17 protein-coding genes are annotated in these 20,719 nt (G+C 63.0%); 7 read left to right on the forward strand and 10 right to left on the reverse strand.

Annotated features, from left to right (window positions below):
• The first annotated feature begins 242 nt into the window (after window positions 1-242).
• A complete protein-coding gene (locus tag ACCO56_RS26525) occupies window positions 243-905 on the forward strand; it encodes an adenylate/guanylate cyclase domain-containing protein (protein ID WP_433643910.1) in 663 nt (220 codons plus the stop codon).
• An 18-nt stretch (window positions 906-923) separates the two neighbouring features.
• On the opposite strand, the gene ACCO56_RS26530 is transcribed toward ACCO56_RS26525, so the two are convergent.
• From ACCO56_RS26530 to ACCO56_RS26565, 8 genes are all read right to left on the reverse strand, one after another.
• Window positions 924-2,105 (reverse strand): hypothetical protein, encoded by a 1,182-nt coding sequence (locus ACCO56_RS26530; protein WP_433643911.1) that lies wholly within the window; start codon window positions 2,103-2,105, stop codon window positions 924-926.
• 220 nt (window positions 2,106-2,325) lie between these two features.
• Window positions 2,326-3,786 carry an aspartate aminotransferase family protein gene (locus ACCO56_RS26535; RefSeq protein WP_433643912.1) on the reverse strand — a complete coding sequence of 487 codons (1,461 nt, stop codon included), beginning with the start codon at window positions 3,784-3,786 and terminating at the stop codon, window positions 2,326-2,328.
• A 13-nt stretch (window positions 3,787-3,799) separates the two neighbouring features.
• The gene (locus tag ACCO56_RS26540) at window positions 3,800-4,807 is read right to left on the reverse strand and encodes an NAD-dependent epimerase/dehydratase family protein (RefSeq protein ID WP_433643913.1); all 1,008 of its coding nucleotides are present in this window, start codon (window positions 4,805-4,807) and stop codon (window positions 3,800-3,802) included.
• The gene (locus tag ACCO56_RS26545) at window positions 4,804-5,232 is read right to left on the reverse strand and encodes an EamA family transporter (RefSeq protein ID WP_433643914.1); all 429 of its coding nucleotides are present in this window, start codon (window positions 5,230-5,232) and stop codon (window positions 4,804-4,806) included. The genes ACCO56_RS26540 and ACCO56_RS26545 overlap by 4 nt, the downstream gene beginning before the upstream one ends.
• A gap of 106 nt (window positions 5,233-5,338) precedes the next feature.
• A complete protein-coding gene (locus ACCO56_RS26550; protein ID WP_433643915.1) occupies window positions 5,339-6,688 on the reverse strand; it encodes an FAD-binding oxidoreductase in 1,350 nt (449 codons plus the stop codon).
• Window positions 6,685-8,127, reverse strand: coding sequence for a UbiA family prenyltransferase (locus tag ACCO56_RS26555; RefSeq protein WP_433643916.1), 1,443 nt, complete (start codon window positions 8,125-8,127; stop codon window positions 6,685-6,687). Before ACCO56_RS26555 ends, ACCO56_RS26550 begins: the two co-directional genes overlap by 4 nt.
• A gap of 193 nt (window positions 8,128-8,320) precedes the next feature.
• Complete coding sequence (locus tag ACCO56_RS26560) at window positions 8,321-8,584, reverse strand: hypothetical protein (RefSeq protein WP_433643917.1); 264 nt, start codon at window positions 8,582-8,584, stop codon at window positions 8,321-8,323.
• 152 nt (window positions 8,585-8,736) lie between these two features.
• Window positions 8,737-11,238, reverse strand: a complete 2,502-nt coding sequence (locus ACCO56_RS26565) for a mechanosensitive ion channel domain-containing protein (RefSeq protein ID WP_433643918.1) — start codon at window positions 11,236-11,238, stop codon at window positions 8,737-8,739.
• Window positions 11,239-11,434: 196 nt separating this feature from the next.
• Here ACCO56_RS26565 and ACCO56_RS26570 point away from each other — a divergent pair, with 196 nt between their 5' ends.
• From ACCO56_RS26570 to ACCO56_RS26585, 4 genes are read left to right on the forward strand one after another with little or no spacing between them, the layout of a single operon-like run.
• Window positions 11,435-12,694, forward strand: coding sequence for a sarcosine oxidase subunit beta family protein (locus ACCO56_RS26570; protein ID WP_433643920.1), 1,260 nt, complete (start codon window positions 11,435-11,437; stop codon window positions 12,692-12,694).
• A gap of 43 nt (window positions 12,695-12,737) precedes the next feature.
• Complete coding sequence (locus tag ACCO56_RS26575; RefSeq protein ID WP_433643921.1) at window positions 12,738-13,007, forward strand: sarcosine oxidase subunit delta family protein; 270 nt, start codon at window positions 12,738-12,740, stop codon at window positions 13,005-13,007.
• Window positions 13,004-15,994, forward strand: coding sequence for a sarcosine oxidase subunit alpha family protein (locus tag ACCO56_RS26580; protein WP_433643922.1), 2,991 nt, complete (start codon window positions 13,004-13,006; stop codon window positions 15,992-15,994). Before ACCO56_RS26575 ends, ACCO56_RS26580 begins: the two co-directional genes overlap by 4 nt.
• Window positions 15,987-16,577: a sarcosine oxidase subunit gamma gene (locus ACCO56_RS26585; protein WP_433643923.1), complete on the forward strand. Its 591-nt coding sequence runs from the start codon at window positions 15,987-15,989 to the stop codon at window positions 16,575-16,577. The genes ACCO56_RS26580 and ACCO56_RS26585 overlap by 8 nt, the downstream gene beginning before the upstream one ends.
• A gap of 244 nt (window positions 16,578-16,821) precedes the next feature.
• Here ACCO56_RS26585 and ACCO56_RS26590 read toward each other — a convergent pair whose 3' ends face one another.
• A complete protein-coding gene (locus ACCO56_RS26590) occupies window positions 16,822-18,573 on the reverse strand; it encodes a hypothetical protein (RefSeq protein ID WP_433643924.1) in 1,752 nt (583 codons plus the stop codon).
• Between the two features lie 318 nt (window positions 18,574-18,891).
• On the opposite strand from ACCO56_RS26590, the gene ACCO56_RS26595 reads away from it, so the two are divergent.
• Window positions 18,892-19,062, forward strand: a complete 171-nt coding sequence (locus tag ACCO56_RS26595) for a hypothetical protein (protein ID WP_433643925.1) — start codon at window positions 18,892-18,894, stop codon at window positions 19,060-19,062.
• Window positions 19,063-19,267: 205 nt separating this feature from the next.
• On the opposite strand, the gene ACCO56_RS26600 is transcribed toward ACCO56_RS26595, so the two are convergent.
• Window positions 19,268-20,008 (reverse strand): SDR family NAD(P)-dependent oxidoreductase, encoded by a 741-nt coding sequence (locus ACCO56_RS26600; RefSeq protein ID WP_433643926.1) that lies wholly within the window; start codon window positions 20,006-20,008, stop codon window positions 19,268-19,270.
• A gap of 99 nt (window positions 20,009-20,107) precedes the next feature.
• Between ACCO56_RS26600 and ACCO56_RS26605 the strand changes: the two genes are divergently transcribed.
• A complete protein-coding gene (locus ACCO56_RS26605) occupies window positions 20,108-20,713 on the forward strand; it encodes a TetR/AcrR family transcriptional regulator (RefSeq protein WP_433643927.1) in 606 nt (201 codons plus the stop codon).
• Window positions 20,714-20,719: the final 6 nt, after the last annotated feature.

The following is a 20,719-nucleotide window of genomic DNA, read 5'->3' on the forward strand; positions in this document are numbered from 1 at the left end:
GACCGCCACTCCGAAGTGATGCTGCAGGCGGAATATAGGTCGGTGCGGCAGCGCGATTGCAGCCTGTTTGCGACATTGCCAAAAGGCCGCGCGACTATTCAATCGACTTCGGGTCGAAACATCTCGCTGCCGCGGACTTGATGCCCGATCGGCACGGACATAGTTGCCATCCACCTGCGGTGCCGGCAGGCAGGCCCAAGGTAGTCCAAGGTACACGCATAGAAAGGAGCGCCAAGAACGACATGGACAAGAGCCCGACCTCCCTCAGCGCATCGGCAACCGTTGCGTTCATCGACCTTGCGGGCTTCAGCGCCATTGCGGATGTCTACGGAGACGAATCCGCGCTTGCCGTGCTCGAGATCTTCGAGGGCAAGGTGCGCGAGGCTCTCAGCGATTACGCGCCTCCGATCAAATGGATCGGCGACGAGGCGATGCTTTCGTTTCCAGACCCTGAAAGTGCAATCCGGGTTTTGGGAGCGTTGCTGCACGCTTGCCGCAACGACCCGCGGCTCCCCCTGACCCGGACGGGGCTCAACCATGGACCAGTTATCCAGAGGGATGGAGACCTGTTCGGATCGACCGTCAACATAGCGGCGCGCATTGCCGAGCTTGCGTCTCCCGGCCAACTGCTTGCCACTCGGTCCGTTGCCGATGCGGCCGCCAGCTGCGGGATTCTGGTGAAGGACCTCGGAAAGACGGCCCTGCGATCGCTGGCCGGAGAAGTCGACCTATTTGAAATCGAACTCGCCCCGGCGCCCGACCCGGCCTGGATCGATCCCGTTTGCAAGATGCATGCACCTTTTGCTTCCTATCGACGAGCCAAACAGGAGGGGCCGTGGTTTTGCTCGCCCCATTGTGAAGAAGCATATTGGAAGTCGCCGCAGACCTACCCGTTGTCGCGATGAAGATCGCAGCCCCAATGGTCAGCGGCCGCCGTCGAAGCGCGGCTTCCACATGGTTGCGAGCAGGACCGCCATGCCGCCGATGAAGATGAAATAGAAACGGTCGTCCGGCAACGGGAAGCTGGCGAACTTGCCGAGCGTGCCGATCGCCAAGGCGAAGACCAGGGCGTTGGCGCGGGCCGAACCGATCCGCCCGGCCCGATTGAGGAGCGCCCAAGCAGCGAGCAGCAAGGCAAGAATCGCAGGCCAGTCGTTGTCCATGATCGCGACCAGCACGCCGCGGGCGTAACCGCGGGCGAATGCGCTGAACGAAAAGTCGGGATGGAAGTTCGCCATCGAATTCTGGATCTCCACGCAGGAGAAATAGAAATGCGCCCACCAGCCAGGGTGCCCACCGAATTTTGCGACCACCACGCTGCCGGCGAGTGCCGAGACGAAAGTGACGAGAAACGGCAGAATCCGCCAACCGAAGGCTATAGCGGTCAACAGCAGCGCGAAGAGCAGGATGACATTGTCGGGGCGGATGAAAACGGACACGAACAACACCAGGCAGGCGGCGATGTCGCGACCGCGCGCCAGGAGATAGATCGCGAAGAGGGAGATCAGCGATACGAGCATGTCGGGAACCACGGCAGTGGCCATGTGCCCGTAGTCGGCAAGCAGCAGCATCGGCGCCAGGAGGAACGCCCCTTGCAGCGCATCTTCGCGATGGAGCCAGTAGAGGCAGAGCACGCCAAACCCCAGCGAAGGCAAGGCGCTGAGCAGAATGGAGGCCGTGACGAGGCCTGTGAGTGGCTCGATCGTCCGCAACAAGGCCGTATAGGCGATCTTCACGCGATACATCGACAATTGGGACTGGAAGTCCGCGGGGTTCTCCCATTGGTTCCGGTTGTAGGGATTGCTGTATTGAAGGTGATAGAGCTGGGACTCGCTGGCGCCTTCTGTGATGCGCTGCCAGGTTTGGGCATGGAGTTCCGCAGGATCGGAGTAGCGATCCTCAAGCGCGGTTGCGACATAGGCGACCATGTCCCAATTGTAGTCTGGGCGGACAAGCGCGTAGACCGAGATCGCCAGGCAGACGAGTGCGAAGAAGACGGCGGCGAGACGATCGAGAAGCGTTTTACTCCCCGCTGCCTGGATCAGGCGTTTTGCAAGCCCGGTGTGCAGGGCCCATCCCGCCAATGTGCCTTGTAGTGCGCTCATTGTCTTCCCCCGTGCGTATACTACCCCTCATCCGACCTCGCTTCGCGAGGCCACCTTCTCCCACAAGGGGAGAAGGGGGAGCTTGGCATATAGGCTTCTGCAAATCGCCGACGCGGACGATTGGCGCGAACGGTCCTGCCAGCCTTCCCTTCTCCCCTTGTGGGAGAAGGTGGCCGCGCGAAGCGCGGTCGGATGAGGGGTGTGCCCCCTGCGCCGCCTCCTAACTCACCTGGCTCTTCACGAAATCCTTCACGATCGCGACGATGCCGCGGCCGAGTAGGCTGTCGAGCGCGTCGACGAACCGGTCGACATGTTCGCTCGTACAGATCAGCGGCGGTTCGAGGCGGATGACGTTGCGGTTGTATTCCGTGAAGGCGACGAGTACGTCGTAGTCACGCAGCAGCAATGCGCCGACAAAGCCTGAGAGCGAACCTTTGAGCTTGTCGTCCAGGACGCTCACCACGGGACGCAGCACCATCGGCAGCGTCTGCGAGAAGTCATGAAATTCGAGCCCGACCATCAGGCCCTTGCCCCGCACGTCCTTGATGATTTTCGGATACTTCGCCTTGAGCGCGAGCAGCCGGTCGAGCAGATAGTCGCCGACTGCCGAGGCGTTGTCGATCAGCCCTTCATCGTAGAGGACGTTCAGGGCCTCGATCGCCGTGATGGAAGCTTCGCCGATGCCGCCGAAGGTCGCCGCCGCGTGGATCATCGCCGTCTTCGGCGTGCCATAGGCCTTCATGTATACATCACGGCTGGCGATCATCGCGCCGACCGCCGCCTTGCCGCCGCCCAGCGACTTCGCCAGCGCGGTCACGTCGGGCACGACGCCATAGTGCTCGAAGGCGTAGAACCGGCCCGTCCGGCCGTAACCGCACTGCACTTCGTCGGCCACCCAGATCACGCCGTACTGGCTGCACAGCGCCCTCAGCCTTTGCCAATACTCGGCCTCGGCCTGGATGATGCCTCCGCCGCCCTGGATCGTCTCCAGCACGATCACGCCGATCGCAGGATCCGACTTGAACGCGTTCTCGACCGCTTCGATATCGCCGAAGGGCACACGCACGGTGTTGTCGACGAGCTTGAATTCGCCGCGGTAGAGCTGCCCGTCGGTGATCGACAGGACGCCTTTCGTCTTCCCGTGAAAGGAATTCTCCGCATAGACGATCTTCGGCCGCTTCGGCCCGGCGGCACGCTCCGCCACCTTGATGGCCGCCTCCATCGCCTCCGATCCGGTCGAACCGAGGAAGACCATGTCGAGATCCCCGGGCGAACAGGCGGCGAGGTTGTGGGCGAACGCCGTCGCATATTGGGACATGAAGGCGATTGCGATCTCATGCCGCTTCTCGTCCTGGAACTTGCGGCGGGCGTCCAGGATCTTCGGATGATTATGGCCGAAGGCGAGCGAGCCGAAGCCGCCAAAGAAATCGAGGATCGCGCGGCCGTTCTGATCGTAATAATACATGCCTTCGGCGCGCTCGACCTTGATCTTGTGGAAGCCGAGCAGCTTCATGAAATGCAATTGGCCGGGATTGACGTGGGCCTTGAACAGCTCGGTCATTTCGGCCACGCCGAGCTGCTTGGCCTGCTCGACGCTGATCAGCTTCGGCTTGGAAATCCCGTTGCGCGGGGAAACGCTCGTGGCGGCACCGAGCTCCGCCGGTTTGGTCATGACGGTCATTGGTCCCTCTCCCTCACTCGGCCGGCACGTGGCTCGGGGCCACGGCCTGGCCATCCTTCTTGGCGCGATATTCCCGATAGGCAGCGATCAGCATGTCCTCGTCGCGGTACTGCGGCACCCAGCCGAGATCACGCTCGGCCTTGGAGACGTCGAGCACGCACATCTCGTCGGCGATGAGATATTGCTCGGGGTCCATGATCGGCATGTTCAGGCGATCGAGCAGGTCGAGCGTCCGCTTCACCGCCCAGGCGGGCGTCGGCAGGAGAAACGATTTCGATCCCGCATCCCGGATCAGGTCGCCGAGCAGCTTGCGCACGGGCGGCGGATTGAGCGAGCCGAGATTGTAGGCCTCGTTCGGAACGCCCGCCTTCCAGGCGAGCCTTGCTGCCTCCGCGCAGTCGAACACGGAGATGAACTGATAGGGATTCCTGCCGGATCCGATCATCGGCACAGGCAGGTTCCAATCTATGAGCTTGAACAGCTTCGCCAGGATGCCGAGGCGACCCGGGCCGATGATGAGGCGTGGCCTGAACAGCGAGATCCTCATGCCCTTTTCGCGCCATTCCGCCGCGAGTTCCTCGGTCTTGAGCTTGGACAGGCCGTATTCGCCGAGCGGTGCGGCCGGATGATCCTCGGTCTGGGGCCAGACATGGGTGTGGCCATAGATCATGTCGGTCGTGTAGTGGACGAGTTTAGGCGCTCCAGCCTTGTCCATGGCCCGGATGATGTTCTCGGTCCCGTGATAATTGACCGGCCAGAAGAAATCGTGGCGCTTGGCTCGCACCTGGATCGGCGACAACATCTTGGCCGAGAGATTGTAGATCATGTCGTCGGGCCGGATGCCGACACTCTCGACCGCGGTTGGGTCGGTCACGTCGCATTGTACGAAGCGGGCTTGCCGGTAGTGCGGGAGTTCGCTCTTGGCGATATCGGCGACGATCACCTCCTCGCCGTCGGCCAGCAGTTTCGGAGCAAGGTGGCGGCCGACGAAACCATCGCCGCCGAAGATCACATGTCTCATCGAACGAGCTCACTTGTCTGGATTGGAGTCTTGGCATCGCTTGCTGCAGCATGGCCGCTGCCGCCCTGGGCGATCAGCACGGTGCCGATGCAGATGAAGCCGATGCCCGCGATACGGAATGCGTTGAGGTCTTCGCGGAAGACGAAATAGGCGAATATCGCCACGGCGACATAAGCCAGGCTCAGGAAAGGATAGGCGAAGGAAAGCTCCACCTTGGACAGCACGTAGAGGTGCGAAGCCATCGAGACCACGAAGGTCAGGAGACCGGCGAACACCCAGGGGCTGAACACGATCTGCAGAAGCTTGACGACCGGGTTGACGCCCTCGAACGAGATCGGTCCGAGCGTGATCATGCCCTGCTTCAGCATGAGCTGCGCAGCGGCATTGGTCATCACAGTGAAAAGTATGAAGACGATGTATTTCATTCACCACCCACCCGTCTGTATTTCTGATACAAAATCCGGAAAGATTTCATGAAAGCCGGATATTGCTTTCGATCGATTGACACCCGCCCCATTTACTGACCGCCTTTCACTCCGCTGCGAGCGCCTGGTCCGGGGCGGGCAGGCGCAACGCCGTGCGTGCCCAGAAGGCTGAGAGGAAGGCGGGGTCACGCATCGACTCCAATTCATGCCAATCCGGGAACGAGGCGGCGAAGGTCGCGGGGCCCATGCGCGCGTCCTTGTAGGGGTTGACCGCGCCACCGGCCGCGATCGTGATCCGATCGAGCTCGGCGAGCAGCGCTAGGGTCGGCGCACCGCCGTTGGGGAAATCGAGCGTCAGCGTATAGCCTGGACGCGGGAATGAGAGGAGCGCGGGCGAGCCGACATCGCCGAAGCGTTTCAGCACTGTAAGAAATGACCCTTGTCGGGCCTCCCGTGCGGCCGCCAGCATTTCAGGGATCGCTTCGCGAGCAGGCCCGAAGGGGATCACGCTCTGATGTTGGAAGAGGCCGCGCGGCCCGTAGAGCCGGTTCCAGTTTCCGACACCGTCGAGCGGAAAGAAGAAGCTCTGATAAGATGTCTGCCGAAGGCCCGCTCCCCTGCCTTTTTTCCAGTGATAGGCCGCGTTGAAGACGGACAGGAAGGCCCGGTTGAGCACGCTGACCGGCAGCCGGAACGGCACGGAAAGAAGCGTCCGCGAATCCCTTGCAGACCTCGCTCCATGCTGCGCGTGGTTGCCCGTCATGAGCAGGCCCCGGCCGGCTTTTCTGCCGGTCGCCAGTTGATCGATCCAGGCGACGGCGTATTCATTGGCCTCGTCGGCGGCTTCGGCCAGATCGAAATATTCGCCGAGATCGCGGAAACGAGCCACCGTCTCGGCGACGTCCAGCGACGGTACGGGCATGAGCCTGATCGTGGCGGACAGGATCAGTCCCGTGAGCCCCATCCCACCGATAGTCGCCGCGAACAGCCGGGATTCGGACGAGGTCGAACACTGCCGGATCCGGCCGTCGGAACGGAGGAGACGCAGGGATTCGACATGCCGGCCGAAGCTGCCCCGGCGATGATGGTTCTTGCCGTGGATATCGTTGGCGATGGCTCCGCCGAGCGTGACGGATTGCGTTCCCGGCACCACCGCCGGGAAGAAGCCATGGGGCGCAGCGCAGGCAATGATGTCGCTCAGCAGCACTCCCGCCTCTGCCTCGAGCAGCCCTGTCTCGGGATCGAAGGACAGGATGCGGCTCATGCCGCGCATGTCGACTACGGTTCCGGAGTGGGCTTGGCACGAGTCGCCATAGCTACGGCCGTTGCCATAGGCCAGGAACGACCGGCCGCAGAGATCACCTGCCTTGAGCGCGGCAATCGCTTCGGCTGGAGAGAGCGCCTGTCCGGCCGGTGGCGTCGCAAGCCCGAAGCTGGGATAGGTCGAGAGGCTCATGGCATGGTGCTCGCGACGAACAGCAGCACTGCCCCGATGCCGATGACGAGCTGGCTTCTCCAGTCGCTGACGATGAAGACGACAGGATCGTCATGCATCTCGTCGCGACGCGCCAATATCCAGACGCGCATCGTCAGATAGAGCACGATCGGCGCCAGCGGCCATACCATCCAAGGATGCGGATAGAGCTCCCGGACGGCCTCGCTGTCGATGTAGAGCGCCAGGACCAGGGCGGCCGAGAAGGCCGCCCCCATGCCGGCCTGCGCGATGATATCCTGGTCCTCCGTGCGGTAGCCGCGGCCCGCTATGCGTTCCTTTGCCGGAAGAGGCGTGGAACGCAGCTCGACATAGCGTTTGACCAGCGCCAGCGACAGGAAGAAGAAGATCGAGAAGGCGAGCAGCCAGAATGACACGTCCGTGCCTGTCGCGGCGGCCCCAGCCAGGATGCGGGTCGTATAGAGGGCGGCAAGCGCCAGCACGTCGATCAGGAGCATGCGCTTCACCGACAGGGAATAGGCCGTCGTGCCGATGAGATAGGCGACGAGAGCGCCCCAGAAGAGCGGCGGCAGGAAGGCTGCCGCCATGGTGCCGATCACCAGCAGGACCGCAACCGCGCCAAGCCCGAAGCGCATCGTCAGCAGCCCGCTGGCGAAAGGCCGGTTGCGCTTCGTGGCGTGCCTGCGATCGAGCGCCAGGTCGAAGAAGTCGTTGAGGATGTAGACGGCCGAAGCCATGGCGCTGAACGAAACGAAAGCGAGCAGGCAGGCCAACAGCATACCGACGTCGAAATATTCATGCGCCAGCACGACCGGGACCGCGATCAACGTGTTCTTCAGCCACTGGTGGGCACGCAGCATCTTGACGATCGTCCGCCAACTCGGCTTCGCCGCCTCGACCAACTCGCAGCCGCGCTCGGCCTGCCAGCGCGCCGCCGGACGGTCAGGCGCGACAACGATCGCCGCCCGCGCGGCGTCGAACACCGCGAGGTCGTGGCGGCTGTTGCCGGCATAATCGAAGCCACCGTCACCGTAGGCCTCGACCAGTTTCGCCTTTTTGCGCTCGGAAGTGATGTTGTTCGGCCCGTCGGTAGCGATGACGCGATCGAAGATGCCCAGATGTTCGGCTACCGCCTCGGCGAATTTGCGAGGTGTACCTGTTGCGAGCACGACCTGACGCCCTGCCGCGCGTTCCCTGCGCAGCCGCTCCACCAGCGCTGTTCGATAAGGCAGGAGCGTCGCATCGATGTCGACGCGCGAAGCGATCTCATTCTTCAGGCGCGCCGGACCGCCGATCGCGAGCCACAAAGGTGCCATGAACAGGAAAAGCGGGTTCTTCCGAAGGAGGAGAAACAGGCTTTCCCAGAGAAGATCGGTCGCGATCAACGTGCCGTCGAGATCGACAGCCAAAGGTACCGCCGCCCGGTCCGATCGAGCATCCATCGTTGCCACCCCTCAACACCCCACGCCGCTGCGCGTGGGACCGTCATAAGGGGCACATTGCTACCGATGGTTAAATCGGGCTCTTCGCCAAGCTGGCAAAGGACTATTTCCGGTTGCAAGGTTAACCGGCGATTTCCGAAAATGATAAAGGCCGGGCAATTGGCCCGGCCCGCAATTGGAAGATAAGGCCCTGTTACTTGATCCTGGCGGCGCCGCCCGAGATCTCCACGATCTCAGACCCGGTCAGAGCTTGGCGATCGCCGTTCGGCATGGTCACGAAACAGCCGTTCGCGCAGAACTCTACGGTTTCGCCGGCCCCGATCGTAAGCTCGTTCCTGCCGCCGTTCTCGGTCACGATGAGCGTGTGCGGCTCGGAGTCCAAGTTGACGGCACTGGCCGCCATCCCCATGCCGCTTGTCGCCAGAAGCCCGGCCAGCGCGAGGCTGATTTTGTTCATTGCGGTATCGGTGTTCCCACCGCCTCTGTTGCACTGAGAAGGGGCTTTCGCGGCCTTCTTGCAAGGGACCTTATAGGACAGAGATGCTGAACGGCAACTGAATGCCCCGTTCAGCCTCCGGCAGCCAGAAATACCTGCAGTCCGGCTCGGTTTCAGCTCAGATCCGGGTCCGGTTTTCTGGTTCTATTCCGGCCCCTTGCTTTCCGCGACGCGGCGGCCGCAACCTGGGCCGCAGCCTTGTCCTTGTACTCCATGAGCTCGGCATCGGCCTTGTCGTCATCATGCGGCCATTCGCCGTTCGAAGCCTTCTCGACCACGGCACGTGGGGTCGAGGGGATTTCGATATTTTCGCGGTCGAACGTCTCCAGGATCGCAAAGCGGATATCGTTGAGAACCGAGTTCTGGTTGAGGATGTCGGCGACGAACAGTCGGATCTCGAACTCGAGCGCGGCCGGGCCGAAGTTCAGGAAGATCACGAACGGTTCGGGATTCTTCAGCACCAGAGGGTGGCTCTTGGCGATCTCGGTCATGACTTCATGCGCACGTCTGGCGTCCGACCCGTAGGCCACATTCACCCGGATGTCGACGCGACCCAGCCTGTTCTTGTGCGTCCAATTGCCGACCGAGGAGTTGATGAGCTCCGAATTGGGCAGGATCACCGTCTGACGCTGGAACGTCTCGATTTCGGTGGCACGCACGCTGATCTTCTTCACCGTGCCGCTCACGGTCCCGGCGACGATCCAGTCGCCGGCCTTGAACGGACGTTCCGCGAGAAGGATCAGGCCCGAGACGAAGTTCGACACCACATTCTGCAAGCCGAAGCCGATGCCGAGGGAGAGCGCGCCGGCAACAAGCGCGAGGTTGGAGAGGTCGATGCCCGCGGCCGACACGCCGATGAGCCCCGCCAACGCGACGCCCGCATAACCGACCGCCGTCCGTATCGAGTTTCGCACGCCCGCATCGACCTTGCCGCGCGCCATGACGGAGCCGTCGAGCCAGCCCTGGAACCAACGGGTAAGGAAATATCCGACGATGAAGACGACGATGCCGGTGAGGATTCCCGTCAAAGAGAAGGAAAAGGACCCGATTTTTATCTCGGTCGCGAACTTATAGACGAAACCGGTGATGTCACCGAGTTGAAACCCCCACAGTATCATGATCAGCGGCAGGCCGATGACCACGACGAAGATGTTGACTGCGATGCTGACGACAAGCCCGAGTTGGTCGAGCGTAGCTTCATCGAGCTTGAAGAACCGGCCCAATCGGGCGCCGAATTTCGTATTGACGAAGGCGCCCTCGTCCGACATGGCCCGAGACGAGAGAAAGCCGATATACATGGTGGCCAGAACCGCACCCGTGACGACGATCTGGGTCGACAGGAAGCGCGCGAAGCCGAGGTAGCCGAGAAGCGAGGCCACGACGGTCACGCCCCCCAGAAGGAAAAGTGCGTAGCGAAGAAGCGCGGGCCATCGCCGTGGCCGGCCATCCTCGTCGACCGACGGCTTCACGAGCCCGATCATGACGACCAGAGACCCGGTCAGCACGGTCGTGATAAGGCTCTCTCCAACAGTCAGCGCAAGCGGCGAACTCTGCACCTGATAGACGCTGCCCAGGAAATAGTCGATGCCGGTGAAAAGCGCCGTGGCGAAGACCAGCCAGTGCAAAAGCCGCGCGGCTCGGGTGTCGACTTCGACCAGGCGCCAATTGGGCAGGTTGGGCGAGAACACCGCGCGCCCCAGCCGGTCCACGAAGAAGACGATGCCGATAACGAAAAACAGCGTGGAGAGCATCACGCTGATATCGATGCGCAGCACGCCGAAATAGTCATAGAGAAGGTAAGTCAGCGCCAGAAAGGCGCTGACGGCCATGGTTGGAAGGAGGGTCGACCAGAACGCCACCGAGAGGCGGCTGAGATAGGACGGCTCCTCCACCAGCGGGTCCGGATCGAAAAGGTCACCGAACAGACGCCGTCCGCCGAAAAACAGCACGACGGCCACAAGCAGCGCAAAGAACGTGGCAGCCAGCATCGACTGCCACTTGTACTGGATGACGAAACGCAGCCATGAAGAAACCGTGTGGTAGAGCCGCGTGGCTTCGCCATAGGAGGCGCTTGCGACCTCGCCGAGCAGGGTGGGATTGATGTCGTAGCGCTTCGTCAGGAGGCTCTGGAACAACTCGCGACGTATGTCGCCGATATTGCCGACGAGGCGATTGACACGGATCGACTGATCCTCCGCCTGTCCAAGCAGAGCATTGATTTCGGCCTTCTGCTCGGCGAGCGACCGGCGCTCGGATGAAACGACTTCCGGTTCGGGCGGCTGGCCCTCGGCGGGCGCCGCGCCGAGTTGCCCGAGCCTGGTGTTGATTTCGTTCAGGCGCGGCCGGAAGGCGACGCCACTGCCCAGCAATTCGCGGCCGATCTCTTCCAGCTGGGCCCGTAGGTCCACGAGATGGGCGTCGTCCTGGGTGTTTGCCGCGACGTCCTTCTCGAGACCGTCGATGCGGGCGGTAAGCCTGGCGATGACCTGCTGTTGCGCCGCGACGAGATCGGGCTCGGTCGTGGCGCCATTCTGCGCGCGAACGAGCGACGCTTGCATGGCGACTGTCATCGCTACGAGAATAACGGCGAAGAAGCGAAAGAATCTGATCGGCATGGTTCGCGACAGGCTGGAGCCTTTATGTGTCGGAATAGAGTTGGCCCTAGATAAAGCGGGAGATGGTCGGGAGCAAGTCGACACGGCGGGCTTGTTAAGCGAGGTCGGCCATGCGAAAGGCGGTGGCGGAATATTGGCCTTGAGGGGACGGGGGGCCCGATAATGTGCCGCATCGTCCGAAACGGATTCTTCAACGATGGCGGAATACTCGGTCTTTTCGTTGCTCCGCAACGCGCTCAACGGCAACCGTGACTGGAAGCCGGCCTGGCGCAAGCCTGAACCCAAGCCGGCCTACGAGGTGATCGTCATCGGCGGCGGAGGACACGGCCTGTCGACCGCCTATTACCTCGCCAGGGAACACGGCATCACCGACGTGGCCGTGCTGGAAAAAGGTTATCTCGGTTCCGGCAATGTCGGCCGCAATACCACGGCCGTGCGCTCGAACTACCTTCTGCCGGCCAATACGCGCTTCTACGAGCATTCGATGAAGCTCTGGGAGAACCTTTCCCACGACCTCAACTACAATGTGATGTTCTCGCAGCGCGGCTGTCTCAACCTCGCCCATACGCCGGCACAGCTCGACGACTATGCTCGGCGCGGCAACGCCATGCGCCACGAGGGCATCGATGCCGAGCTGATGACGCCGGCCCAGCTGGCGCGGGAAGTGCCGGGCCTCGACCTCTCCGCTTCGGCCCGGTTCCCGATCGTCGGTGGGCTGATGCAGCGCCGGGCCGGCACTGCGCGTCATGACGCCGTCGCCTGGGGCTACGCACGTGGGGCCGACCGCCGCGGCGTCGACATCGTGGAGAACTGCGAAGTGACGGGGTTCCTGCGCGACGGCGATCGTGTCGTCGGCGTGACCACGACGCGCGGCGAGATCAGGGCCAGAAAGGTGGCCGTCGCCGTGGCCGGCAGCACGGGACATGTGATGCGGCTCGCCGGCATCGACCGGCTGCCGATCGAAAGCCATGTCCTGCAGGCTTTTGTCTCCGAATCCCTCAAACCCATCGTCCACACCGTCCTGACCTTCGGCATGGGTCATTTCTACATGTCGCAATCGGACAAGGGCGGGCTCGTCTATGGCGGCGACATAGACGGCTACAATTCCTACGCCCAGCGCGGGAACCTGCCGATCGTCGAAGACGTGATGAGCGAGATGCTGGCGCTGTTCCCGAGCCTTGCCAGCGTGCGGGTGCTGCGCTCGTGGGGCGGCGTCTGCGACATGTCCATGGATGGATCGCCGATCATCACGACCGGCCCGCTGCCGGGCATGTATCTCAATTGCGGCTGGTGTTATGGCGGCTTCAAGGCCACGCCCGCCTCGGGTTTCGCCTTCGCCTGGACGATTGCCCGCGACGAACCCCATGAGATCAGCGCTCCCTTCACCCTCGACCGCTTTCACCGGGGCCTGGTGATCGACGACAAGGGCCAGGGGGCGACGCCCAGATTGCACTAGGCTATCCATCCATGCCGCACAACGTCACCCAGGAGGTAACTCCATGCTGATCTCCTGCCCCTATTGCGGGCCGCGCGACGTCTCGGAATTCACCTATCAGGGCGATGGCAATCGAGGGCGACCGGATCCGGCTTCCACCGACCAGGCCGAGTGGAACGCTTATGTCTATGATCGCCTCAATCCAGCCGGCGACCATAACGAAATCTGGCAGCACTCCGGCGGATGTCGCAGCCACCTCGCGGTGATCCGCAACACCGTGACGCACAAGATCTCCAGCATTTCCTTCGTCCGCAAGCCGGGAGCGGGCGCATGACGGCGCGGCGCATCGACGGCGGACGCATTGACCGCAGCCGCGCCATCCGCTTCACCTTTGATGGGCGCCCCTATTCGGGGCATCCCGGCGACACTCTCGCTTCGGCTCTCCTTGCCAACGGCGTTTCGCTGTTCGGCCGCTCGTTCAAGTATCATCGTCCCCGCGGTCTCCTCGCTGCCGGCGTCGACGAGCCCAACGCGCTGGTAACGGTGCTGCGGGGCGACAGTCGCGAACCCAACATCCCGGCCACGACGATCGAGCTTTACGACGGCCTCGAAGCAGTCAGCCAGAACCGCTTCCCGTCCCTCGCCTTCGACATCAGCGCCATCAACCAGCTGGCAGGAAAATTCATGTCGGCAGGCTTCTACTACAAGACCTTCATGGGTCCGGTGATCGGTCCGCTGAAGGGCACGCGCTTCTGGATGTTCTGCGAGTATTTCATCCGACGCGCCGCCGGCCTCGGCCGCGCCGGCCTCGTCGCGGACAAGGCGCGTTACGAACGCATGAACGCCTTCTGCGACCTGCTCGTCGTCGGTTCGGGACCGGCCGGCCTGATGGCGGCAAAGGCGGCCGCCGATCAAGGACGACAGGTCATGCTGGTCGAGCTCGATCCGCGCTTCGGCGGATCGACGAACTGGTCGGGTGAGGTCATCGACGGAATGGCGGCCGCCGAATGGGCGGAACTGATGGTGCGCGACCTTTCTTCTCGGGCCAATGTACGCCTGCTGCCGAGAAGCACCGCCTGGGGATATTACGACGACAATACGATTGCCGTAGTGGAGAGGGTCACCGACCACAGGGCGGAAGCGGCCGAAGGCGAGCCGCGGCACCGCCACTGGACGATCCGCGCCGGCAATGTCGTGCTGGCGATGGGCGCGCTGGAGCGACCACTCGTTTTTCCCGGAAACGACCGGCCGGGCGTGATGCTGGCGAATGCCGCCCAGCGCTACGCGAACGAATTCGGCGTGCTCGCCGGCGAAAGGATCGCCGTTTTCACCAACAATGACAGCGCATATCGCGCGGCGGCGGCGCTGAAGGATGCCGGCTCCACGATCGCCGCAATCGTCGACATGCGCGAATCCGTTTCGGACGCGGCGCACGCGATCGCCGCCAGGATCGAGACCGAACTGCTGGCCGGCCATGCCGTCGTCGACGTGGAGGGCGGTAAGACGATGACCGGCATCAAGGTCCAGAAATACGATGCCGCCTCTTCCGCTCCGTCGGGCGATCCCCGCAACATTGACGCAGATCTCCTGATCATTTCCGGCGGATGGTCGCCGGCGATACACCTTGCGAGCCAGGCGGGCTCCAGGCCGGAATGGGATCCGGCGCTGCAGGCCTTCCTTCCGCCGAAACCGACGCAAAGCTGGATCGGTGCCGGAGCATTCACCGGCACGTTTTCGACACGCGGCGCCCTCGAGCAGGGTCGCAAGGCAGGTCTTGCTGCGGCTGGAGTCGATATTCCCCTCGGAACCTTGCCGGAGGCGGACGAAAGCGATCTCGATCCACGCCCGGCTTCCACGCTCGAAGTGCGTGCCAAGGGCAAATCCTTCGTCGATTTCCAACACGACGTGACAGCCGACGACGTGAGGCTCGCCCATCGCGAAGGCTTCGTCTCGGTCGAGCACCTCAAGCGCTATACCACGCTCGGCATGGCGACGGATCAGGGGAAAACGTCGAACGTGCCGGGGCTCGCAATCATGGCCCGGGCGCTGGGCAAGGCGATCGCCGATGTCGGCACCACGCGTTTCCGGCCGCCCTTCACGCCCGTTTCGATCGGCGCGCTGGCCGCCGAGCGTTACGGCCACCTGAAGGCGGAACGGCTGACGCCCATGCACGACTGGCATGTCGAGAACGGCGCCACCATGTATTCCGCCGGCCTGTGGTTCCGCCCGCAGATCTACGGCCTTCCCGGCGAGACCGTCGAGCAGGCCTATGTCCGCGAAGCGAGGGCGGTGCGCGAGAGCGTCGGCATCGTAGACGTTTCCACGCTCGGCAAAATTGCGGTCAAGGGGCCGGACGCGGCGACGCTCCTCGACCGCGTCTACACCAATGTTTTTTCGACGCTTCCCGTCGGCAAGGCACGCTATGGCCTGATGCTGCGCGAAGACGGCTTCGCTTTCGACGACGGCACGACCTGGCGGCTGGGAGAGAACGATTTCCTGATGACCACGACCACCGCCAATGCCGGCAAGGTCATGCAGCATCTCGAATATTTCCTGGACGTCGTCTGGCCTGACCTCAAAGTCGCCGTCACGTCGGTCACCGACGAGTGGGCGGGAGCAGCCGTTGCGGGCCCGAACGCGCGCAAGGTCCTGGAGGCCTGCGTCGGCAAGGCGGCGGTGGACAATGCCGCCCTGCCCTTCATGGGGATCGTTCACGGCGAGATCGATGGCGCGCCGGTGATGGTCTGCCGCCTCTCCTTTTCCGGTGAGCTGGCCTATGAGGTCTATTGCGGCGCCGGCTTCGGCACCCTTGTCTGGGAAGCATTGCTGGACGCGGGAAAACCCTTCGGCATCGTGCCTTACGGCCTGGAGGCGCTCGGTACGCTTCGCATCGAGAAAGGCCATGTCACCGGAGCCGAGATCGACGGCCGCACCACGGCGCGGGACCTGCACCTCGACTGGATGCTCTCCAGGAAGAAGCCTTTCATCGGGTCGGCCATGATGGATCGCGAAGGTCTTGTCGACCAGGACCGCCTGCAGCTTGTCGGCCTCGTCGCGCTCGACAATAGCGCGCTCTACGGAGGCGGGCATGTCGTGGAGAAGCTGGATCGCCATCGGCCACACGATTCCCTCGGCCATATCACGGCGACCTGCTATTCGCCGGCGCTCGGCAAATACATCGCGCTTGCCCTCGTCAAGGGTGGCAAGTCCCGCCTGGGAACACGGACATATGTCTCCGATCCGCTGCGCGACCGTTTCGGTCCGGTCGAGATCGTCAGTCACCACTTCTTCGACCCTGAAGGGACGCGCCTGCATGATTGAGCCGGTTTCACCTCTCCTGCCGGTCTGGCAGCCAGGCATGCATGGCAACCTTGATGCCGGTGCGGCCGGCGTCGTCCTGACCGAGACGCGGCCAGGCTCGATCGCCGAGATTACGGCCTGGCCCGGGTCCGAGAACGAGGTCCGTGCCATCATCGGGAAAATCACCGGCCTGGTCCTCCCGGACGAGCCAGGTGGCGGAGCTGCAGGCGCGACCAAGGCAGCCTTCGGCTTTGCGCCGCGACGCTTCCTGGTCATCGACCAGGCGACAGGAACGGATGGCGAGCTGGTCGAGGCGGTCGACGATCAGCACGGGACGGTGACGCCCCTCTCCCACGGACGCACTGCGATCCGCCTGTCTGGCCCGAAATCCGAATGGGTCCTGGCGAAATTGTTCGCGATCGATTTCTCGCGCCAGGCGTTTCCCGTCGGTTCAGCCCGCGCCACCGCGCATCACGACATCTTCGCGCAGATCCAGCGCACGGGTGAAGACCAGTTCGACCTCTATGTCTTCCGCTCCTTCGCCCGGAGCTTCTGGACGACGTTATGCCATGCCGCGGCTGAAGTCGGTTATGAAGTGAAGTAATACCGCGGGGATAAGGATTGGCGTCGGGCAAGCCCCTCATCGGCCTGCCGGCCACTTCTCCCCGTCAAGCACGGGGAGAAGATCGCTGTGATCTCCACCTTCGCCAATCATCAACGTCTCCGACTGGCGAAATCTAAGCGGCCGGCGTCTCTCTCCCCGCTTGCGGGGAGAGATGTCCGGCAGGACAGTGAGGGGCAACTCGCGACCGGTCAAGATCAACGCCAATGCGATGACACACCGAGTGTCAGAGCCGCTCGAGGTTCAGGAAGCTTGCATCGCCTTGCCAGGCTTTGGACAATTGCTCAGCGGCCTTGCTTTCGGCCGCCGCATCGCCCTTCGCTTTTGCGGCCTGCTGAAGGCCATAAAGCGCCCAGGCGCTGCCGCGTGATCGCTCGAGCGCGGCTTTGAATTCCTTCTCGGCTTCGTTGGGATGACCGGTCTTCAGCAATGCCGCTCCGAGTGACTGCCGGACCGGATAGTACCAGTATGGAGGCTCCATATAGGGGATCGTGTCTTCGGTCTCGGCGGCCCTCTTCCAGAGATCGACGGCGGAGCTGTCGTTGCCTTCGGCCTGTGATGCGCGCGCCAGCACGACATTCTCGGCGACCTCCAGGACCGGGCGGGCCGGAATGGCCCAGGCGTCCATGACGGACCAGTCCGTTTCCTGGGCAATCCTGTGGATCGCCTCGGCCTCCTTGCGGGCGCCGGCGACATCTTTCTTAGCCGCGGATGCCGCGCCGCGCGCGTAGTGCCACATCGCCTTCACATAGGGCGGCGCGCCAGGCGGTTCCGGCATGGCAAGAACGGTGTCGGGGTCGCCGTACTGTGCCCAAGCGAAATAAGGGGCCGCCTTGACCGGCTGCGCGATCGGAATCGCGGCGACGACCTCGTTGGTCAGCCACTTGTCGAGCTTCTCGGCCTCTTCGAGCACCGTCTTCCCGTCTCCGAGAAGCTGCGCCGACACCAGCACGAAATGAACGTTATGGGAGTAGTAGCCGATCGGGTAGACGCCGGCCGCGCCTGTCCGGCTGATATAGTCTTCATCGACTTTGGAGGCATCCTCATTGGACTTGAGGGAGTCGGCATAGCGGCCGACCCGGTAATAGATGTGGCTCGGCATATGCACGATATGCCCGGCACCCGGCATCAGCGCCGCCAGGCGGTCGGCATAGGCCTCGGCGCGCTCCGGCCGATCCGACGCCTCCACGAGATGAATGTAGAGGTGGATCGCCCCGGCATGCTTGGGATCTCTGGCGAGAACGCTCTCCAGTCGCTTCTGGATGTCGGCGGCCCTGCCTTTGGGTTCCTTGCCGCCCGGCTGCCAGTAGTCCCAAGGCTGGGTGTCCATCGCCGCCTCCGCGGCAAGGACCGCCAGATCGAGATCGTCCGGATATTTGTCGGAGAGAGCCGCCGTCGCGTCGGCAAAGGCCGCGTCGAGCTTGGGCCTCTCGGACGCGGGATCCTCCGAATAGCGGGTGGCCACCGCGGCGATCAGATCCTTTTCCTTCTGGCTTGCACCGTCGGCAAGGGATTGCGCCTTGCGAAGCGCAGCGATGGCCGGCGCGTTAGCCTCCGGATCCATCGGAGCATTGATGTTCGGCCCGAGGACAAGCGCCTCGCCGAGGAAACACATGGCGCAGGTCGGATCGAGCTTCTGGGCCTTGCGGAAGGCGCGCCTTGCTTCGGCATGGTTGAAGTTGGCCGCCAGCCTGAGTCCCTGGTCAAAGTAGCTTTGCGCTTCCGGGCTCTTTGTGGTCACCGGGTATTTCAACGAGCCGAGGTCACTCCACAGTGGCGGATCGCCTTCCTCATAGGCCTTGATGACTTCGCCGATCTGGGCCGAAGCCGGGAGGTTGGCGACACGACAATGGGGTGTTTGGGCAGTGACGTCGCCGGCCTCGGCCAAGGAGAGATGCGCAATTCCAGCACCAGCACCGAAGCCGACGCAAAGAAGCGCGGGCAAGCCTGCAACTTGTAGAAGATTGGGAAAACTCATGTTCTCCTCCCACATTTCTCGTGAGCGAACAGAATTTCGTTCGACCGATACAATAATTTTTATGGTCTTCCAAAAAATAAGCTTTCTCAAATCAAATCGCCGTTTCAACTATTCCGAAGACAGATGAATTTCAGCAACCTAATTGTGCGCCAATTCTCCCGAAGAAGTGCATACGAAATAATACAGCGTTGCAGAGGGCGCTCGCGAGCGGCACCACCGACCCCGAACTACACCGCTGAGACACGACCCGAACCGGTTGAGTCACGCGGTAGGGAACCATCACAGCCCTGATCTGTTGGGCCAGGAAGGAGTGGCGTAATGACCGAATTCCTATGGCTTTTGCTTGTTGCTGCAGGGCCGGTGCTTCTCGGCGCGGCTGCGGCCTACGCACTTCTCAACCGGCGGCGACTGACGCCAAGCGAGAAATCCGCCCAGAAACGGGGCACCGAGAAGCTATATCGTGAGCGCGACGTTTCCCACCCACGGTGATCGCTGATCATATTCACCCATCTCGCACGCGCGAGTGCATAAGTCCGCTTGAACATGCACGACATGCGGCCTGGCTAGCGAAGCCGGGCATTACAGAACGGAGTGCCGCTCCGTTAGCGCCGCGCCAGACCGCCGCTTCGTCCTGAACGCGTCCGGCTGGCGCCGGGCGCGGCGCGGCGAACCATGAATTCGGCCGAGAGCGCTATCAGGCGTTCGCTCCGCCGTCGACGGTGAATTCGGCGCCGGTGACGCTCCCAGCCTGGGCGCCAGTCAGGAAGGCAACCATGGCGGCAACATCCGCTGGATCTCCGAAGCGTGGAATCGCCATCAGCGCGCGCTGCCCATCGGCGCCGGGACCGCCGGCCGGGTTCATATCCGTGTCCGTCGAGCCGGGATGGACGACGTTCACGGTGATGCCCTTCGGTCCGAGATCGCGCGCCAGCCCCTTCGTCATGCCGATCAGGGCAGCCTTGCTCAGGGAGTAGAGGCTCAGCCCCTCGCCGGGCACGCGAATCGCCATATTGCTGCCGATCGATACGATCCTGCCCCCCTTGCCCATGTGCGCCGCGGCTGCCCTGGAGGCGAGAAACGGAGCCCGAAGATTGATAGCGACGGTCTTCTCGAAATCGTCGAGCGTCAGCTCCTCCACCGGAGCCGCATGGAAGATGCCGGCATTGTTGACCAATATGTCCAGCCGGCCGAAATGCTCGATCGTTCGCGCCACAGCAGCCTCGATCGCATCGGCATCGAGATTGTCCGCCTGGATCGCCAGCGCCCGTCCATCGGTCGCCTCGATATCGCGGACCACTTCGGCGGCACGATCGGGCGATTGCGCATATGTCAGCGCCACCGAGGCGCCGTCTGCCGCCAGCCGGCGCGCGATCGCGGCACCGATTCCGCGGCTGCCGCCGGTCACGAGCGCCACCTTCCCCATTAATCCGGACATGTCGTACTCCATTTGTGTATTGATCGATACATATTTGGTGACAGGCTTGCCCGATGCGGTCAAGCAATTTATTTATCGATCGCTACAGAAGGAGACGCGATGGCTGAAAGAGGCCGCCCACGTGCATTCGACAGGAGTTTCGCTCTGGCGCGGGCGATGGAATTGTTCTGGGCCAAGGGCTATGACAATACTTCAATGAGCGATCTGACGGCGGCGATGGGCATCAATTCGCCGAGCCTTTACGCAGCCTTCGGTTCGAAGGAGGCATTGTTTCGCGAGGCCGTCCGGCTCTATGGCCGGACCGAAAGCCCCGAGATCTGGCAGGCTATCACTGAGGCTGCGACGGCCAGGGATGCGGTCGCCGGCTTCCTGCACACGACTGCCGACGCCTTCACGAAGCCGGGCAAGCCTGCAGGCTGCCTTGTCGTGCTCGGCGCTCTTCACGCCAGCGACACGAATGCGGGCGTATGCCAGACGCTCAGGGATCTGCGCGCGGAAAATGTGACCACGCTGCGCGAAAGGCTCGACCTTGCCGTCGCCGCGGGCGAGCTTCCCTCCGGACTCGACAGCGCCTCCGTCGCGGCCTTTTACGTGACCGTCCAGCAGGGCATGTCCATCCAGGCGCGCGACGGCGCGGGCAGGGAAATGCTCCATGCCATAGCCGACGGGGCAATGGCCGCATGGGACAGGTTGGTCGGGCGATGAGCGATC

It is taken from the genome of Mesorhizobium sp. 1B3, from assembly GCF_050958605.1.
In the GTDB taxonomy this organism is placed as follows: Bacteria; Pseudomonadota; Alphaproteobacteria; order Rhizobiales; family Rhizobiaceae.

Coding starts and splice junctions, on each gene's coding strand:
- ACCO56_RS26525 (WP_433643910.1), top strand. CDS start 243: ATGGACAAGAGCCCGACCTCCCTCAGCGCATCGGCAACCGTTGCGTTC.
- ACCO56_RS26530 (WP_433643911.1), bottom strand. CDS start 2,105: ATGAGCGCACTACAAGGCACATTGGCGGGATGGGCCCTGCACACCGGG.
- ACCO56_RS26535 (WP_433643912.1), bottom strand. CDS start 3,786: ATGACCGTCATGACCAAACCGGCGGAGCTCGGTGCCGCCACGAGCGTT.
- ACCO56_RS26540 (WP_433643913.1), bottom strand. CDS start 4,807: ATGAGACATGTGATCTTCGGCGGCGATGGTTTCGTCGGCCGCCACCTT.
- ACCO56_RS26545 (WP_433643914.1), bottom strand. CDS start 5,232: ATGAAATACATCGTCTTCATACTTTTCACTGTGATGACCAATGCCGCT.
- ACCO56_RS26550 (WP_433643915.1), bottom strand. CDS start 6,688: ATGAGCCTCTCGACCTATCCCAGCTTCGGGCTTGCGACGCCACCGGCC.
- ACCO56_RS26555 (WP_433643916.1), bottom strand. CDS start 8,127: ATGGATGCTCGATCGGACCGGGCGGCGGTACCTTTGGCTGTCGATCTC.
- ACCO56_RS26560 (WP_433643917.1), bottom strand. CDS start 8,584: ATGAACAAAATCAGCCTCGCGCTGGCCGGGCTTCTGGCGACAAGCGGC.
- ACCO56_RS26565 (WP_433643918.1), bottom strand. CDS start 11,238: ATGCCGATCAGATTCTTTCGCTTCTTCGCCGTTATTCTCGTAGCGATG.
- ACCO56_RS26570 (WP_433643920.1), top strand. CDS start 11,435: ATGGCGGAATACTCGGTCTTTTCGTTGCTCCGCAACGCGCTCAACGGC.
- ACCO56_RS26575 (WP_433643921.1), top strand. CDS start 12,738: ATGCTGATCTCCTGCCCCTATTGCGGGCCGCGCGACGTCTCGGAATTC.
- ACCO56_RS26580 (WP_433643922.1), top strand. CDS start 13,004: ATGACGGCGCGGCGCATCGACGGCGGACGCATTGACCGCAGCCGCGCC.
- ACCO56_RS26585 (WP_433643923.1), top strand. CDS start 15,987: ATGATTGAGCCGGTTTCACCTCTCCTGCCGGTCTGGCAGCCAGGCATG.
- ACCO56_RS26590 (WP_433643924.1), bottom strand. CDS start 18,573: ATGAGTTTTCCCAATCTTCTACAAGTTGCAGGCTTGCCCGCGCTTCTT.
- ACCO56_RS26595 (WP_433643925.1), top strand. CDS start 18,892: ATGACCGAATTCCTATGGCTTTTGCTTGTTGCTGCAGGGCCGGTGCTT.
- ACCO56_RS26600 (WP_433643926.1), bottom strand. CDS start 20,008: ATGTCCGGATTAATGGGGAAGGTGGCGCTCGTGACCGGCGGCAGCCGC.
- ACCO56_RS26605 (WP_433643927.1), top strand. CDS start 20,108: ATGGCTGAAAGAGGCCGCCCACGTGCATTCGACAGGAGTTTCGCTCTG.